The following is a 15,603-nucleotide window of genomic DNA, read 5'->3' on the forward strand; positions in this document are numbered from 1 at the left end:
CCGCCCCCTCCCTCTGCGCGTCAGCTCAGGCGGCTACGGCAGCGTGACCTTGCCCAGCGACTCGGAGCCGGTCGGGTTGGGCACGTAGCCGGTGATGCCCTTCCGGACGGCGATGGGCACCCGGGTGTGCATCAGCGGCACCCACGGGGCGTCCTCCATGATCAGCACCTGCGCCTCTTCGTAGAGCCGGGTGCGCTCCGCCTGGTCGGTGGTCTGGCGGGCCCGGATGAGCAGGTCGTGCACCTGGTCGTTCACGTAGAAGGCGATGTTGCCGGCGTCAGGCGTAACGGCGTTGTCCTTGTCCAGCAGGACGTAGAGGAAGTTGTCCGGGTCGCCGTTGTCGCCCGTCCAGCCCAGCAGGGCCATGGTGTGCTCGCCCATGCCGGTCTTCTCGAGGTAGGTGCCCCACTCGTAGGTGACGATCTCGGCCTCGATGCCGACCTCACGCAGGTAGTTCTGGAGGGCGACGCCAATCTGCTCGGGCTGCGGCATGTAGGGCCGCGGCACCGGCATGGCCCACAGCTGGGTCTTCAGCGGGTTGTCCGGGCCGTAGCCGGCCTGGGCCAGCAGCTCCTTCGCCCGGTCGGGGTTGTACTCGTACTTGGGCACGTTGGGGTTGTGGCCCCAGACCGAGGGCGGCAGCGGCGAGACCGCCGGGATGCCCATGCCGCCGTAGAAGGCGGTGTTCAGCTCTTCCTTGTTGATGGCGTGGTTGATCGCCCGGCGGATGAGCACGTTGTCAAACGGCGCGACCTGCGTGTTGAAGGCCAGGTAGCCCACGTTCATCGGCGGCCGCTCGATGATGTCGAACTGGCCCGTCGCCTGGATGGTCGGCAGGAAGGCGGGCTCCACGCCGTCCATCACGTCCAGCTCGCCGGCCTGCAGGGCGACGAGGCGGGCGTTGTTGTCCGGGATCGACCGGTAGATCAGGCGGTCGATGGCGGGCTTGCCGCCCCAGTAGTCGGGGTTGGCCTCGAGCACGATGCGGTCGCCCTTGGTCCAGGAGACGAACTTGAACGGGCCGGTGCCCACCGGGTTGGTGTTCAGCCCCTCAGGGTTCTCCTGCAGCGCCTTGGGGCTGGCGATGGCGAACGGCACCATGGCGATGTCCTGCAGGAACGACGCCTGGACCTGCTTCAGCACGAACTTGACGGTGTACTCGTCCACCACCTGCACGTCCTGGATCACGGAGTCCGCGTCGTAGCCGCCGAACATGTAGCCGTAGTAGGGGAAGTCGCCGCCGACGTGCAACGGGTTGGAGGTGTCCCGCCACCGGTCGAAGTTGATCTTGACCGCCTCGGCGTTGAAGGGCGTGCCGTCGTGGAACTTCACGCCCTGGCGGAGCTTGAAGGTCCACTCGAGGCCGTCCTCGCTGGCCTCCCACTCGGTCGCCAGCACCGGCACCACCTCGGTGTTGCCCGGGGCGTAGTCCAGGAGGCCCTCGTAGATCTGATGCGTCACCTTGAACGACTCACCGTCGGTGACCTGAATCGGATCCAGCGAGACCGAGTCGCCGCCCCGGCCCCATACCAGCACCTTCTCCTGCGCGGCCGGCGTCTGCGGCTGCGGCTGCGTGCCGCCCTGCTGCGGCTCGGGCGCGGTGCTCGTCTGCTGCTGGGTCTGGGACCCGCTGTCAGTCTGGCCGGACTGCGATCCGCCGCCGCTGCAGGCGGAGAGCAGCATCACGCCGACGAGCAGCAGGCCGACCGCCCACCGGAACCGCCTGGTGGAAACCCCCATGGATCTGATCCCTCCCTCTATGTGTGCGCCGGGCCCCTCTGAAGCCCGGGGTCAGGTCTAAGGAATTGGACGCGCGGGTTCGCACCTCCTCTCTGAACACTCGCTCTAAGATAAATCTTTGCATACGCGCCTATGGCGCGACGACGGCCCGTCCCGGAGGCGGTGTAGCCTGCCGGAACGGGCCAGTCCTGCCAGGTGTCGGTCCGTCGCCGATTAGTCGGTCCGTCGCCGATTAGTCGGTCCGTCGCCGATTAGTCGGTCCGTCGCCGATTAGTCGGTCCATCGCCGATCAGTCGGTCGAGATGGGGATCCACTCACCCAGAATCTCCCATAGGATCAGCGTCGGGTGGAGAGGCTCCAGGAGCGGGCCTGGCAGTCGTACTGGATCTCATCAGGGTCGTAGGGGGCGGGGCAGGTGCTGTACTGGCCGCTGGGGAGAAGCATGACGAAGGCCTGGGCCAAGACCGCGGCAACATCGCCCACAAAGCGTTCGACCTGTGCGCGGTTATCGGACGGGGTTCCGGTATGCAGCATCCGCGTCACCTCTCCTGTGACGGGGGCCAGGAGGAGGGCGAGGACCAGCACCGGGACCACGAGCGGAACGCGCCAGGCGCGCACCGCGATCACCGCGCCTGTCTATACGCCGCCCGCGTCCTGATAGCGCGCGATGATCCCGCGCCCCAGCCGCAGCACCGCCTCCCGCAGCTCGGGGGGCTCCAGCACCACGGCGCTGCCGCCGAAGCCGGCCAGCCAGCGGGACAGCTCCCCGGTGCCCCGCGCCTCCATGTGCAGGACCACCGAACCGTCGGCCTCCTCCTCCACCCGCTGGGTGGGGTGCCAGACCGTCTCCCGCACCAGCCGGGCGACCTGCCGGTCGAAGCGGACCCGCACCCGCATCAGCGGGCCGAACTCGATGCCCCAGACCGCGCTGAGGTACTCCTCCAGGTCGAAGTCCGCGGGGCGGTCGAAGGTGGCGCTCAGCACCTGCGCCTCGAGGATGCGGTTGACCCGGAAGATGCGCACGTCCTGCCGGAGCTCGCAGAAGCCGATCAGGTAGAGCGCGGTGCCCCGGTAGGCCAGCCCGTAGGGACGGACCACCCGCTCGACCGGCTCCTCGGCGCTGAGGGCCTGGTAGAGGATCCGCAGGGGGTGCGGCCCCTCCACGGCCGCCCGGCACGCGGCCTCCACGTCGGGAGGCGGCGGCAGCGAGTAGGCCTGGATCGGGTCCACCACGAGGACCCGGTTGAGCCCGCTGGCCATCTCCTGCTGCGGCTGCGGCAGCACGGCCAGCAGCTTCTCCAGGGCGGAGCGGGCCGCCTTGCCGCCCAGCGGCCGCTTGCGCTGGGCGAAGTCCAGCGCGGCCATCAGCGCCAGGACCTCTTCGGGCTGGAACTGGATCGGCTTCAGCTTGAACGTCTCGAGCACGCCGATCTGGCCGCGGTCGCGGACGATGGGCACCCGGTTCTGCTCCAGGAAGGCGAGGTCCCGGTAGATGGACCGGCGGGTCACGCCGAACCGGCGGGCCAGGTCGTCCACCCGGGGCCGTCCGCCGCCCATCAGCAGGGTAAGAAGTTGGAAGCGTCTCTCCAGCGCTCGGGAAGACTCGGCGGCCATGCGCAATCCCTCCACTGGGGGATGTACAGGTCGGAATCGTGCATCTTTTCCGCAACCATTCCGGAAACTCCTACCGACTGCGTTATGTAACCCAGAGCCGTCGCCGGCATATGCTGGGGTTGGAGGGATCAGCCATGTTGACTCCCATGCAAGGCTGGGGCTGGGGCCGCGACGACGACTGGGACGACGACTGGGACGACCCGACCCCCCTCGGTGGCTGGGGCGGTTGGGGCGGCTGGGGCAACCCGTGGCGCCGCCGCCGGCGCCGTCGCCGCTTCCCGCAATTCGGCAAGTTCCCCTCGGGGAAGTTCGACAAGTTCGGGAAGTTCCCCTGGGGCAAGAGCTGGGGCAAGTCGCCCTGGGGCAAGTAAGTTCGGGCACAGGAACTCTCCTGCATACGAAGCAGCAGGGCCTGCCGCCTCCGGCAGGCCCTGCGGCGCGTGTGTCGACCGCCCCAGGCGCGGGAGCGGCTGCCCGATCGCCCCGCCGCCCGACTGCGGGCTGCTTCGTCACTGCCCCACCCGCTCCGGGCGCAACGGCCATGCCACCGCCCTAGGCTCCGGACTTACACCTACCGCCCTCGGCGGCTGCGGAAGCCCTGGTGGCGCATCTGCTTCCGGGTGGTCGCGTCGAACGGCGCCGCGGTGATGACCTCGGCCTGCGCCCGCAGGGACGCCGCCTGCTCCGCAGCCCGGGCGTCGCCCGCCGCGGCCTGCGCCTCCAGGTCCTCGGCGGCCTGGATGAGCCGGAGGGCCGCACCCTGCAGGTCGCCCCGATCGGCCAGCTCGACGGCCTCGTCCCACGCCGTGCTGGCCTGGCTGAGCCGCACCTGCCGCATCACCGCCTCGTCAGGCGGCTCGCTGAGGCGAGCCGGGTCGTCGGTGACCGACAGCGCCACCTCCGCGGAGACGGTGGAGGGCTCGCCGCCCGGGGTCGCGGGCAGGTAGCCCAGTACCACCCGCCCCAGCCTCCCGTCTGCGGGCGGAGCCGCGACGGCCAGCCGGAACAGGACGCTCTTGGCCTCGCCCCCGTACAGGTCGGGCAGCACCACCTGCACCCGCTGCGGGTTCCCCTGCGGCCGGTACCCGACCACGTCGGTGACCGCGACGCCGGGCTCCACCTCCACCCGCAGCTGCAGCCCCTGCACGGCCACCTCCAGCAGCCCCTGCAGCTCACGGCGGAACATCTCGGGGATCTTGTCGGGGTCCTCAATGTAGTGGAAGTTGCCGCCGCCGGCCTCCGCCAGGGCGACCAGCAGGTCCTCGTTGAAGTCCGCGCCGACGCCCATGGTGCTGAGCCCGAGGCCCTTCTCCCGCCAGGCCCTGGCCCAGCCCACCAGCGTTTCGGGCTCCGTCACGCCCACGTTGGCCAGGCCGTCGGTCATGAGCAGCACGCGGCTGACCACCCCCGGCCCGGCGTGTGACCTGATCTGCTGCATGCCTGTCGCCAGGCCGCCGCTCAGGTTGGTGGAGCCGCCGGCGGCGATCCCGGACAGCATCGCCTTGAGGGCGTCCTTCTGTGCCACGGGCTGGCTGGGCAGCGGCACCGTCACCTCGTCGTCGTAGGTGACCACGGCCAGCCGGTCCGCGTGTCCCACCTGATCCACCAGGAAGCGGAGCGCCTGCTTCGTGAAGTGGAGCTTCGCCCCGTGCATGGAGCCCGACCGGTCCACCACCGCGGCCAGGTTGAGCGGCGGGCGGCCCCCGGCGTCCCCGGCCGGCGGCGCGGTGATGGTGACCAGCAGGTAGAGCACGCCGCCCGCGGGGCTGATGCAGGTACGGTCCAGCTGGGCGCAGAGGGTGAGCGAATGGGTCATGGTGATCGACCTCCCTTCGCGCCCAGCGTAGCGCACGCCGGTGACAGCCTGCTGTCACTCCGTGCCGCGGTCGGTCTCGCTCATGTTGCCTTCCGGGGTGTCCGGGGCGAGTCTGCACCCGGTCACCGGCCTGTGCGAAGTCCGCACGGGATCACCATGCAGCCGGCAGCTGCATCACCTCGACCCCGTGCCAGCGGGCGAACTCGTGCAGGGCCTTCTCCAGCGAGCGCCGCAGACCCCGGCGGTCGCCCGCGCCCGGCTCCAGCTGCAGGCGGTTCACGATCAGCACGCCGTTCTTCCGGTCCAGCTTCGGGTCCATGCGGCCGACCAGGCTGTCGCCGTAGAGGATCGGCATGGCGTAGTAGCCGTAACGCCGCTTCTCGGCCGGGGTGTAGACCTCCCACGTGTAGTCGAAGCCGAACAGGTCCTGCAGCCGCTCGCGGCGCCAGAGCAGGTTGTCCAGCGGCGCCAGAAAGCGGACGGTCCGCCTCGGCGCCCAGTCCTCCGCCGCCTCCAGATACGGCTGGTCCGCCGCCAGGGCAAAGTAGTGCCGCCGCACCCCCTCGACAGCCACCTCCACCCACTCGCCGGCCCGCACCTTCTCCTCCGCCAGCGCCCGCCGCCTGGCGGCGGTGTAGCTCTGCCAGCCGAAGCGGAAGTCGCCCAGGTCCACCAGGCGGAAGGCTCGCATGTACTTGTCCAGCAGGAACCGCTGCCACTCGGCCTCGCCCTCGGCCACGTGGGGCGCCGACCAGGGGCGCGAGACGTCACCCTCGGTCAGCACCGGGCCGCCGCTGCGGTTTCCGGTTCCCCCACCGGTCCCGTGACCCTCGCTGACTCCGGTGCCCCCGCTGGTCGCTGGACCCTCGCTGTCACCGGTACCCCCGCTGGTCCCGGGACCCTCGCTGTCACCGGTACCCCCGCTGGTCCCGTGACCCTTGCTGTCACCGGTACCCCCGCTGGTCCCGTGACCCTCGCCGACATCGGTGGCCCCGCTGTCGCCGACCACCTCGCCGCTGCTGCCGGCGCAGTCGCCGAGCAGCGGTGAACGGAGGCTGTTCAGATCGCCCGGCAGGCGGGCCTTGACCTCGTCCGGGACCACCCGCTCGGCCAGGTCGTACCACTTCTCGTTCCCGTCCCGGCGGGCGACGAAGATCTCGCCGCCCAGCCAGAGCAGGTCGATGGCCCTGCCCGAAGCCTTCGACGCCTTGTCGGGCGGGTTGTAGCCGATGCCCATCAGCCGCGGGCCGTCGTTGCCCACGGCCCGGGGCGGCAGGGGACCCTCCCGCTGCAGCTGGCTCAGCACCTCGGCCATGCTGCCGGCGAGCGTCGCCCTTGCGGGCAGCTGCCGGGCAGCCAGCATGATGGGCCAGAAGTCCGGCAGGTCGCGCATGGGCAGCACGCAGCGGGCGTTGGCCAGGTACTCGAAGGCATCGCCGGAGGCGAACAGCCCGTCCAGCATCCCAGGCCGGTAGCCGCCCACGCGGTTGCGCAGGACCAGGTGATGGTTGCGCTCCACCACCGCGATGGGGTCGAGCTGCACCGCCTCCAGCCGCTCCAGCGCCCGCACGACGCCGCGGCGTCCCCTCAGCTCCTTCACCCACGGCTGGATCACCCCCGGCACCTCCAGCAGCCCCTGCGTGAAGAGCAGGAAGCGGCGGGCGGCAGTCCTCGAAACCCGAACAACCACGGGCCCTCCTCCCTTCGGCGGCATCCGGCGGCCCTCATCCGGCGCGGCCGCCACGTTTCGGTACTCCCTTCGCCGAACCGAACTTATGTTCCTGCCGAACATCGACAACGCGACCGGCGCCCTTCTGAAGGGGCGATCGCCCTCGCCTTCGCCGGCCTGCAGATCCGGCCCTTGCCCTGCCCGGGCGCCGCGCTAGCCGCCGACCCCCGTGCCCACCGCCCCACCGACGGCTCCCGACCCCACCAAACCGCCAATAGCACCCGTCCCCGCAGGCCCGCGGCCCCGGTGGCTCGCTTCGACGGTCTCGCCCACGCATGGCAGGACCGCCTCATGCTGTGCCAGATCCTGTCTACCGCTCCTCGGTGAGTCGGTCTACTGGATTCTCGGTGATCCGGCATGCTGGATTCGTGTGACCGGGAGAAATACGGGGAAATCCTCCCCGTATTTTCCACGAACTACAGGGAGCCTCTCCCCATATTTCCGTTATGTTAACTTGGTCCTGGCCAACTCCCAGCAGAACGTTGTCGCGTTCTGTCGAAAACGATTTCCCAAAGACCGGGGCACCTGGCTCGAGGTTCCTCCAGCCCCACCAAGCGGCGCGATATGGTTCCGGTTTCCCTGCATTTCGTGCAAAATGCAGGGAAATGCTACCTATATTCCCAGCAGCGGCATCGGCCAGCAAGGGATGAACGGCATGCGTGCAACGAGAGCGAGTTGTCGTATCGATGCTTGGACAACAGACGGGCGCCGGTGGTCACCATGCGACGGCGAAGGCGGGAGCCGCCCGGAAAAGGGGATGTCCAATACATGAGGCGGTCTCGCCCATGAACAGCGAGACCGCCTTGGTGCGACCGATGGCTAGAAGTCCAGCACCGTGAAGGGCAGGAACAGCCAGTAGTCATCGATGTTCAGCACCGCCAGCCACCACAGGGCAACGCCGAGGGCCGCAGCGGCTGCGGAGTGCCACCAGGCCCTGATGAGCCTGTACGAGTGACCCAGGGCGAGCAGAACCAGCACGAACGTGAGGCTGAGCACCAGGAGACCGATCGTATAACCGCTCAGGAAGCTGCAGACATACGAAGACAGGGCCGCCCACCAGTACCACCGGGGCTTCCCCGACACCCCCAGACCGATCGCAACCAGCGTAAACGGAACAAGCGCCCAGAAGAGGACAGCGACGATCGCCATTCGCACTCCCCCCACCCCGAAGGTATCCGGCAACCGCCTCAAGTCAAGCGTACCACAAACGGCGCCTTGACCGGTACTCAAACATTGCGCTATGATGTCTATGCATTCCTAGACGAATCGAGATGATGTCTAATGATTGACTCCGACCTCCTGACTGGCGCCTCGCTGGACGAGCTGAAGCAAGGCTACCGGGAATCGGCCGAGGCCTACACGTGCATTTGCTGCGGGCAGCGCGTCGAAAAGGGCGTCGTCTACCCGGTCGGCGACCGCCTCTACGAGGCCCAACGGTACATCCGGCACCACATCGCCGCCGCCCACGGGTCGGTCTTCGCCCACCTGGTCGGCCTGGACAAGCCGGCCCACGGCCTCTCTGACCTGCAGCGGCGGCTGCTCACGCTGCTTTACGATGGCCGCAGCGACGATGAGATCAAGAAGGCGCTCGGAGCAGGCTCCCTCTCCACCATCCGCAACCACCGGTTCATCCTGCGGGAAAAGGAGCGGCAGGCCCGGCTCTTCCTCGCCATCATGGAACTCCTGAACGAGCGGCTGACCGGCGACGAGACGACCGGTGGCCGGACCCGCAGCCGGGCCGGCCGGGCTGCGTCCGGGGAGGCGCAGGGCGCCGGCGGCCGGTCCGGCTCCGGTGAGGGCGCAGGCGATGGCCGCGCCGTCCGGGGGCGGCCCCGCGGCGCAGCGAGCGACCAGGAAATCCTGGCCAGGTACTTCCCCCACGGCCTCGAGGGCCCGCTCCAGCACTTCGGCGGATCTACCCCCATGAAGCACAAGCGCATCATCGCCGCGGCGGTGGCCGGGCGCTTCGCCCCCGGGCGCCGGTACAGCGAGCGCGAGGTCAACGAGATTCTGGAACCCATCGCCGAGGACTACGTTTTGCTGCGCCGGCTCCTCGTCGACTTCGGGTACCTCAGCCGGCTGCCCGACGGCAGCCAGTACTGGCGCAGCGAAACCGATCAAGAAAGGGTGAGCCCCGTGGATCGCAGGAAAGAGCTGAAGCGCCTCGCCCGGGAGGCCAAGGCCGAGGGCGGGGTCTTCCAGGTGCGCAATACAAAGAACGGGATGGTCTGGATCGGGGTCACGCCCAACTTTCGCTCCCTGAACGGGCATCGGTTCCAGCTGGAGATGGGCTCGCACAAGAACAAGGAACTCCAGCAGGCGTGGAACGAGTTCGGCCCCGATGCCTTCGTCTTCGAGCCGCTCGAGACGCTGGAGGAGCCCGAGACCGGCTACTTCGACCGGGACGACGCCCTGAAGAAGTTGAAGCGGAAGTGGCTGGAGAAGCTGCAGCCATTCGGCGACCGTGGGTATAATCTTCCCAGTGAACTGGACGAGGGGAACCGTTAGCCGCGCCCCGTCAGCATGGGGGCTGATGGCAGCGACCCCCGCCGGCAGCGGCAACCCCTCCTGTACGGGAGCGTGAGTGATCGTGCTCGTCACCGTCCTGGGCCGCTATTCCCCGTACGCGCCGGCAGGCGGCGCGTGCCCCGGCTTCCTGGTGCAGTCCGGCGGGGTGAACCTCATGCTGGACGGCGGCAACGGCACCGTGTCCCGCCTGCAGCAGCAGGTGGCGGCGGCCGACCTGACCGCCGTGCTGGTCTCGCACCTGCACCCCGATCACACGGCCGACCTGCACAGCCTCCAGTACCTGATGGCGCACCAGGCCCCCGACCGGGAGCCGCTCCCGGTCTACGCGCCGGACGTGGCGAACCCCGACCGGCACTGGCTGGAGCCGACCTCCTTCGGCGCCCGCTGGATCCGCCTGCTCCCCTTGCCGGTGGACGAGGGCATCGCCTTCGGCCACGTGCGGGTGTTCTTCGCCCGCACGGACCACCCGGAGCCCTGCTGGGCGATGCGCATCACCGACGGCAGCCGCACGCTCGTCTACACGGCCGACACCGGGACCGGGGTCGACCTGGCCCCCTTCGCGGCCGGGGCGGACCTGCTGATCGCGGAGTCCACCTTCGTCGCGGCCAACGGGCAGAGGCGGAAGGGGCACATGCTGGCCGCCGAGGCCGCCGACCTGGCCAGGCGGGCCGGGGTGAAGCGGCTCCTCCTCACCCACTTCAGCCCGCACACCCCGATCGCCGAAGCCGAGGCGGAGGCCCGCGCCGTCTTCCCGGCAGCGGAGGCGGCGGTGGAACTGCGGACGTACCTGGTTTGAGCACTGCAGGGCCGGCGCCCATCCGGGCGCCGGCCCATCAGCTTACTCCTCGATCGTCGTCAGGTCGCCCGGGTCGAGCCCCAGCTCCTGTGCCTTCAGCACCCGGCGCAGGATCTTGCCCGACCGGGTCTTCGGCAGCGACGGCACGAAGGCGATCTCCGCCGGGGTGGCGATGGCGCCCAGGTGGTGGCGCACGTGGCCGATGAGGGCGTGGGCCAGCTGGTCGCTGGGCTCGTGCCCCTTCCGCAGGATGACGAAGGCCTTGATCGCCTCGCCCTTCACCGGGTCAGGCTTGCCGATCACCGCCGCCTCGCCCACGGCCGGGTGGCTCACCAGCGCCGACTCCACGTCCGCGGTGCCGATGCGGTGGCCGGCGACGTTGAGCACGTCGTCCGCCCGGCCGAGGACGGCGATGTAGCCCTCCTCGTCCACCGTCGCCACGTCGCCCGAGGTGTAGACGCCGGGAATCGTCTGCCAGTAAGCCTCGTACCTTTGCCGGTCGCCCCAGATGGTGCGGAACATGTGGGGCCAGGCCCCCCGCAGGCAGAGCAGCCCGCCCTTGTTGGGGGCGACGGGGCGCCCCTCCCGGTCCAGCACCTCGGCCCGGATGCCGGGGAAGGGGCGTCCGGCCCGGCCCGGCTTCACGTCCATGCAGGGCAGCGTGCCGATGGTGGGCGCCGCGGTCTCGGTCTGCCACCAGTTGTCCAGCACCGGTCCCCGCCGCTGCATGATGTGCTCGTACGCCCAGAGCTGCGCCTCGGGGTTGAGCGGCTCACCGGCGCAGACCATCAGCTTCAGGCTGGAGAGGTCGTACTTCCGCGGGTGCTCCGGGCCCATCCGCATGAACATGCGCACGGCGGTGGGGGCCGTGTAGAGCTTGCTCACCTGGAGCCGCTCCACGATCTCCCACACGATGCCCGGGTGCGGGTAGTCGGGCGCCCCCTCCCGCACGACGATGGTGGAGCCGTTCACGAACGGCCCGTAGACCATGATGGAGTGGCCGACGATCCAGCCGATGTCCGACGTGCACCAGTAGATGTCGTTCTCCTGGATGTCGCAGGCCATGCGCCAGAGGTGCGTCGTCCCCACCATGTAGCCGCCGTGGGTGTAGGCGGTCCCCTTGGGCTTGCCGGTGGAGCCCGAGGTGTAGAGGATGAAGAGCCAGTCCTCGCTCTCCATCACCTCGCACGGGGTGTCCGGCGACCCGCGGGAGACGAGCTCGCCGAAGTCGATCTCCCGCTCAGCCAGCTCCACGGCGGGGGTGGCGCGGCGGTGGACCACCACGTGCTCCACCTGGGGGTTGCCCTCCACCGCCTCGTCTACGATGGACTTCAGGTCGATCCGCCGCCCCCGCCGGTAGCCGACGTCGGCGCAGAGCACCACCTTGGCGCCGGCGTCCTCGATGCGCTGCCTGAGGGCCCCGGCGCCCAGGCCGGCGTAGACGACGCTGTGGATCGCCCCGATGCGGGCGCAGGCCAGCATCGCCATGATCCCCTCGGGCGTGAGCGGCATGTAGATGACCACCCGGTCGCCCTTCCGGACGCCCAGCTCCTTCAGCCCGCCGGCCAGCCGGGCCACCGCGCGCCGGAGCATCTGGTAGGTGAAGATGCGCTCCGCGCCGTCCTCCCCCAGCCAGATCAGGGCCGCCTTGTTCCTGCGGGCGCCGTCGGCGTGCCGGTCGAGGGCGTTGTAGCAGATGTTGGTCTGCCCGCCCACGAACCAGCGGGCGTTGGGCGCCTCCCCCTCCACCACCCGGTCGAAGGGGCGGAACCAGTCCACCTCCTCGCGCGCCACGCGGCCCCAGTACCCCTCCATGTCAGCCATCACGGACTCGTAGTAGGCGTCGTAGTCGGTGACGTGGGCAGACCGGGCCAGCTCCGGGGGAGGGGCGATGCGCCCGCTCCCCTGGAGCAGCTGTGCGAACTGCGCCTCCATCGGTCACACCCCCGCTAGTCGCCGGTCGCCGGGCTGGCCGCGTCGTGCACGTGCTTCGGGAAGCGCAGCCGGTCGACCAGGGCCTGGATCTCCTGCTTCGGCGGCGCGGTGGCCAGCGAGATGCCGATCGTCAGCAGGAAGTTGAGGGGCATGCCGAAGATGCCGGCCGCGTTGGGCAGGATGCCGCCGATGTTGTTGCCGGTGGTGGACGACCAGATGATGTAGCCGAGGGTGGTCAGGAGGCCCGCGGCCATGCCGGTGACGGCGCCGGCGGTGTTGATGCGCTTCCAGAAGATGCCCAGCACCAGGATCGGGAAGAACGAGGCGGCCGCGAGCGAGAACGCCCAGGCGACGATGTCGGCGATGATGCTGAGGCGCAGGCTCGCGATCCAGGCGGCGATGGCGGCCACCGTCACCAGCATCACCCGGGAGATGGTCAGCCGGGTCCGGTCGGTCGCCTTCTTGTTGATCAGCTTGAAGTAGATGTCGTGGGAGATGGCGGTGGCCACCACCATCAGCAGGCCGTCGGCGGTGGAGAGCGCCGCCGCCAGGCCGCCCGCCGCCACCAGGCCCGCCACCACGTAGGGCAGGCCCGCGATCTCGGGCATGGCCAGCACCACCAGGTCGGAGTTCAGGCCGAACTCGGCGAACTCTACCAGGCCGTTGGCGTTTGCGTCGTTGATGGTGAGCAGGCCGGTCTTCGTCCAGGCCTCCACCCAGCCGGGCAGCGAGCTGATGGACTGGCCGACGACGTTGTGCAGGACCTCCCAGCGGGCAAAGGCGGCGTAGGCCGGGATGGTGATGTACATCAGCCCGATGAAGAAGAGGGCCCAGCCCACCGAGAAGCGGGTCTCGCGCACGTTGGGGGTGGTGTAGAAGCGCACGATCACGTGGGGCAGGCCCGCCGTGCCGCACATCAGACAGGTGATGAGGGCCAGGTACTGCGCCTGGGTCCAGTCGTTGAACGGCGTCAGGTAGCCCTTGGTGATGCCCAGGGCCGCCTCGGTCGCGGCCACGTCGGTCAGGGCCTGGCCGTACATCAGCTGCGGGACCGGGATCCCCGTGATCTTCTGGGAGACAAAGACCGTCGGCAGGATGAAGGCGATGATCAGGATGATGTACTGGGCCACCTGGGTCCAGGTGACGGCCTTCATGCCGCCCAGCATGGAACAGACGAGGATGCCCAGCAGGCCGACGAAGCAGGCGATGCGGAAGTCAAGCCCCAGGAACCGGGACATGATGATCCCGACGCCCGAAACCTGTGCGATGAGGTACGTGCCGGACACGATGATGGCGGCGATCACGGCGACGATGCGCGGGAAGCTGCCCGGGTAGCGCACGCCGACGAAGTCGGGGATGGTGTAGGCGCCGAGCTTGCGGATGTAAGGCGCCAGGAACAGGGCCAGGAGCACGTAGCCGCCCGTCCAGCCCACCGTGTAGGAGAGCCCCTCCTGCCCCAGCACGTAGAGGGTGCCGGCCAGCGAGATGTAGGAGGCGGCGCTCATCCAGTCGGACGCGGTGGCCATGCCGTTGAAGATGCCCGGGACGGTGCGTCCGGCCACGTAGTACTCGTCCAGGTTGCCCGTGCGGGACATGATGCCGATGGTGGCGTAGATGCCGATCGTCAGGATCATGAAGGTCCAGGCGATGCCCCGCTGGCCGATCCAGCCGGCGGACTCCGCCACCCAGAGGAAGACGACGAACACCAGGAAGGCCATGGTGTACATGCCCCAGATCCGGCCCAGCCGGTCAATCTGGTTGAACACGGGCGCTCACCTCCTACTCGTCAACGCCGTACTTCTGGTCGATGGTGCGCATCCGGAACGCGTAGACGAAGATGAGGATCACGAAGGTGACCTGCGCGCCCTGGGCCCCCATGTAGTACCCCAGCGGGAAGCCCGTGAGGATCCGGAACTGATCCAGCCACACGAGCGCCGCGCCTGCCCCGAGCGACACCAGCGCCCAGACCAGCAGCAACTTCACCGCCAGCCCGAGGTTCGCCCTGAAGTGCCCCTCATACCGCTCCACATCCTTGGGACTCATGCTCACACTCCTCCTTCGCCAGACTCGGAACTTGTCCGGGCTGCCGCGGTGCAACCCTGAAATTAGGTTTATACGCTATTCCCAATCTTTCCTCTACTCATGCAGTTTTGCATACAAGTTCATTGTTGAACTTGTCTCACAAGTTTCCCGAATCGATGATGAAGGGGTTGCAAGTGGCGAGGGGAAGACTCATACTACCGAATCAAATGGGCGCAGGAGGGCTGATGGGCGTGCAGGTACTGGAGTTGCTGAACCGCTACGAGGCCGGGCCGGCCCTGCTCCGGGAGAGCCTGGCCGGTCTGAGCGCGGATGAGCTGCGCTACAAGTACGACCCCGCCAAGTGGTCCGCGAAGGAGATCGCCATCCACGTGGCCGACATGGAGGTGGCCGCCACCTTCCGCATGAAGCGGGTGATCGCCGAACCAGGGGCCCGCTACCCCGGGGTCGACCAGGATCTCTGGGCCGCCAACCTGGGCTACCAGGAGCGGGACGTGGAGCCCTCGCTGCGCCTGCTGGAGGCCCTGCGGGCGGAGATGGCGGCGATCCTGCGGAGCCTGCCGCCGGAGGTGTGGAACCAGTCCGGGGTGCACGACCGGGCCGGCGAGCAGACGCTGGCAGATCTGGTGGTGGCCTACACGGAGCACCTGGAGAAGCACGTGGGGCAGATCCGGGCGATCCGGGAGCGGCTGGGGAAGTAGCGGACGCGCGCAGGGGCCGTTCCCCGGCCATCTCGGATGACCCGGGGAACGGCCCCTGCGGCGGACCGACCTTAGTAGTTCTCCACGAACAGCTCGAAGTACGCCTGCGGATGCTGACAGGCCGGGCAGACCTTCGGCGCAGCGGTGCCCTCGTGGATATAGCCGCAGTTGCGGCACTTCCAGAAATACTTGCCGTCCCGCTGGAAGACGACGCCCTTCTCCAGGTTGTCGACCAGCTTGCGGTAGCGGGTCTCGTGGGCCGTCTCGGCCTTCGCGATCATGCGGAAGGCGGTGGCGATCTCCGGGAAGCCCTCCTGCTCCGCGATGTCGGCGAACTCGGGGTACATGTGCGACCATTCCTCGTGCTCGCCGGCGGCGGCTGCCTTCAGGTTCTCCATGGTGCTGCCGGCGGCCACGGGGTAGGCCGCGTGGATCGCCACGTCCATGGGCATCTCGCCCTCCAGCCCGGCCGCGGCCAGGCGGAAGAACCGCCGGGCGTGCTGCTCCTCGTTGTCCGCGGTCTCCTGGAAGATGGCCGCGATCTGCTTCAGCCCTTCCTCGTCCGCGACCTTGGCGTACATCATGTACCGGGCGCGGGCCTGGCACTCACCTGCAAAGGCCTTCATCAGGTTCTCCAGCGTCTTGGTTCCCTTCAAGTTCATATCGCGTGCCTCCTCATGCTGCAGTGCTGAGCTAGAGGGAT

At 68.9% G+C, this 15,603-nt stretch carries 14 protein-coding genes; 4 read left to right on the forward strand and 10 right to left on the reverse strand.

What is annotated here, in order from left to right; genetic code table 11:
- Nucleotides 1-33 precede the first annotated feature (33 nt).
- The 3 genes from J2Z79_RS10460 to J2Z79_RS10470 all read right to left on the reverse strand — a co-directional run bounded on the left by J2Z79_RS10460 (nt 34) and on the right by J2Z79_RS10470 (nt 3,354).
- Nucleotides 34-1,740 carry an ABC transporter substrate-binding protein gene (locus tag J2Z79_RS10460; protein WP_245302578.1) on the reverse strand — a complete coding sequence of 569 codons (1,707 nt, stop codon included), beginning with the start codon at nt 1,738-1,740 and terminating at the stop codon, nt 34-36.
- Between the two features lie 336 nt (nt 1,741-2,076).
- Nucleotides 2,077-2,358 (reverse strand): hypothetical protein, encoded by a 282-nt coding sequence (locus tag J2Z79_RS10465; protein WP_209466826.1) that lies wholly within the window; start codon nt 2,356-2,358, stop codon nt 2,077-2,079.
- 18 nt (nt 2,359-2,376) lie between these two features.
- Nucleotides 2,377-3,354, reverse strand: coding sequence for a helix-turn-helix transcriptional regulator (locus tag J2Z79_RS10470; RefSeq protein WP_209466827.1), 978 nt, complete (start codon nt 3,352-3,354; stop codon nt 2,377-2,379).
- Between the two features lie 134 nt (nt 3,355-3,488).
- On the opposite strand from J2Z79_RS10470, the gene J2Z79_RS10475 reads away from it, so the two are divergent.
- Nucleotides 3,489-3,725, forward strand: coding sequence for a hypothetical protein (locus J2Z79_RS10475; protein ID WP_209466828.1), 237 nt, complete (start codon nt 3,489-3,491; stop codon nt 3,723-3,725).
- A 200-nt stretch (nt 3,726-3,925) separates the two neighbouring features.
- Here the strand turns inward: J2Z79_RS10475 and J2Z79_RS10480 are convergent, their stop codons facing one another.
- From J2Z79_RS10480 to J2Z79_RS10490, 3 genes are all read right to left on the reverse strand, one after another.
- Nucleotides 3,926-5,170, reverse strand: a complete 1,245-nt coding sequence (locus J2Z79_RS10480; protein ID WP_209466829.1) for a vWA domain-containing protein — start codon at nt 5,168-5,170, stop codon at nt 3,926-3,928.
- A 151-nt stretch (nt 5,171-5,321) separates the two neighbouring features.
- Entirely contained in the window at nt 5,322-6,860 is a 1,539-nt protein-coding gene (locus tag J2Z79_RS10485; RefSeq protein WP_209466830.1) for a winged helix-turn-helix domain-containing protein, read from the reverse strand.
- An 858-nt stretch (nt 6,861-7,718) separates the two neighbouring features.
- A complete protein-coding gene (locus J2Z79_RS10490; RefSeq protein WP_209466831.1) occupies nt 7,719-8,048 on the reverse strand; it encodes a hypothetical protein in 330 nt (109 codons plus the stop codon).
- Nucleotides 8,049-8,180: 132 nt separating this feature from the next.
- Here J2Z79_RS10490 and J2Z79_RS10495 point away from each other — a divergent pair, with 132 nt between their 5' ends.
- Together J2Z79_RS10495 and J2Z79_RS10500 are read left to right on the forward strand one after the other, a co-directional pair.
- Nucleotides 8,181-9,407, forward strand: coding sequence for a DUF2087 domain-containing protein (locus J2Z79_RS10495; RefSeq protein WP_209466832.1), 1,227 nt, complete (start codon nt 8,181-8,183; stop codon nt 9,405-9,407).
- A gap of 82 nt (nt 9,408-9,489) precedes the next feature.
- Complete coding sequence (locus J2Z79_RS10500) at nt 9,490-10,224, forward strand: MBL fold metallo-hydrolase (RefSeq protein ID WP_209466833.1); 735 nt, start codon at nt 9,490-9,492, stop codon at nt 10,222-10,224.
- A 42-nt stretch (nt 10,225-10,266) separates the two neighbouring features.
- On the opposite strand, the gene acs is transcribed toward J2Z79_RS10500, so the two are convergent.
- The 3 genes from acs to J2Z79_RS10515 are packed head-to-tail and all read right to left on the reverse strand — an operon-like array spanning nt 10,267 to nt 14,202.
- On the reverse strand, nt 10,267-12,159 hold the full coding sequence (gene acs, locus J2Z79_RS10505) for an acetate--CoA ligase (RefSeq protein WP_209466834.1): 1,893 nt from the start codon (nt 12,157-12,159) through the stop codon (nt 10,267-10,269).
- A gap of 14 nt (nt 12,160-12,173) precedes the next feature.
- Nucleotides 12,174-13,925, reverse strand: coding sequence for a sodium:solute symporter family protein (locus tag J2Z79_RS10510; RefSeq protein ID WP_342589464.1), 1,752 nt, complete (start codon nt 13,923-13,925; stop codon nt 12,174-12,176).
- 13 nt (nt 13,926-13,938) lie between these two features.
- Nucleotides 13,939-14,202 carry a DUF4212 domain-containing protein gene (locus tag J2Z79_RS10515; RefSeq protein ID WP_209466835.1) on the reverse strand — a complete coding sequence of 88 codons (264 nt, stop codon included), beginning with the start codon at nt 14,200-14,202 and terminating at the stop codon, nt 13,939-13,941.
- A gap of 230 nt (nt 14,203-14,432) precedes the next feature.
- Between J2Z79_RS10515 and J2Z79_RS10520 the strand changes: the two genes are divergently transcribed.
- Entirely contained in the window at nt 14,433-14,900 is a 468-nt protein-coding gene (locus J2Z79_RS10520) for a DinB family protein (protein ID WP_209466836.1), read from the forward strand.
- Nucleotides 14,901-14,971: 71 nt separating this feature from the next.
- Here the strand turns inward: J2Z79_RS10520 and rbr are convergent, their stop codons facing one another.
- Complete coding sequence (gene rbr, locus J2Z79_RS10525) at nt 14,972-15,562, reverse strand: rubrerythrin (protein WP_209466837.1); 591 nt, start codon at nt 15,560-15,562, stop codon at nt 14,972-14,974.
- Between the last annotated feature and the right edge of the window lie 41 nt (nt 15,563-15,603).

The organism is Symbiobacterium terraclitae (assembly GCF_017874315.1).
Classification (GTDB): domain Bacteria; phylum Bacillota; class Sulfobacillia; order Symbiobacteriales; family Symbiobacteriaceae; genus Symbiobacterium; species Symbiobacterium terraclitae.

Excerpts from the sequence above, each read along its gene's own strand:
- J2Z79_RS10460 (WP_245302578.1), bottom strand. The coding sequence starts at position 1,740 with ATGGGGGTTTCCACCAGGCGGTTCCGGTGGGCGGTCGGCCTGCTGCTC.
- acs (WP_209466834.1), bottom strand. The coding sequence starts at position 12,159 with ATGGAGGCGCAGTTCGCACAGCTGCTCCAGGGGAGCGGGCGCATCGCC.
- J2Z79_RS10475 (WP_209466828.1), top strand. The coding sequence starts at position 3,489 with ATGTTGACTCCCATGCAAGGCTGGGGCTGGGGCCGCGACGACGACTGG.
- J2Z79_RS10490 (WP_209466831.1), bottom strand. The coding sequence starts at position 8,048 with ATGGCGATCGTCGCTGTCCTCTTCTGGGCGCTTGTTCCGTTTACGCTG.
- J2Z79_RS10470 (WP_209466827.1), bottom strand. The coding sequence starts at position 3,354 with ATGGCCGCCGAGTCTTCCCGAGCGCTGGAGAGACGCTTCCAACTTCTT.
- J2Z79_RS10480 (WP_209466829.1), bottom strand. The coding sequence starts at position 5,170 with ATGACCCATTCGCTCACCCTCTGCGCCCAGCTGGACCGTACCTGCATC.
- rbr (WP_209466837.1), bottom strand. The coding sequence starts at position 15,562 with ATGAACTTGAAGGGAACCAAGACGCTGGAGAACCTGATGAAGGCCTTT.
- J2Z79_RS10515 (WP_209466835.1), bottom strand. The coding sequence starts at position 14,202 with ATGAGTCCCAAGGATGTGGAGCGGTATGAGGGGCACTTCAGGGCGAAC.
- J2Z79_RS10495 (WP_209466832.1), top strand. The coding sequence starts at position 8,181 with ATGATTGACTCCGACCTCCTGACTGGCGCCTCGCTGGACGAGCTGAAG.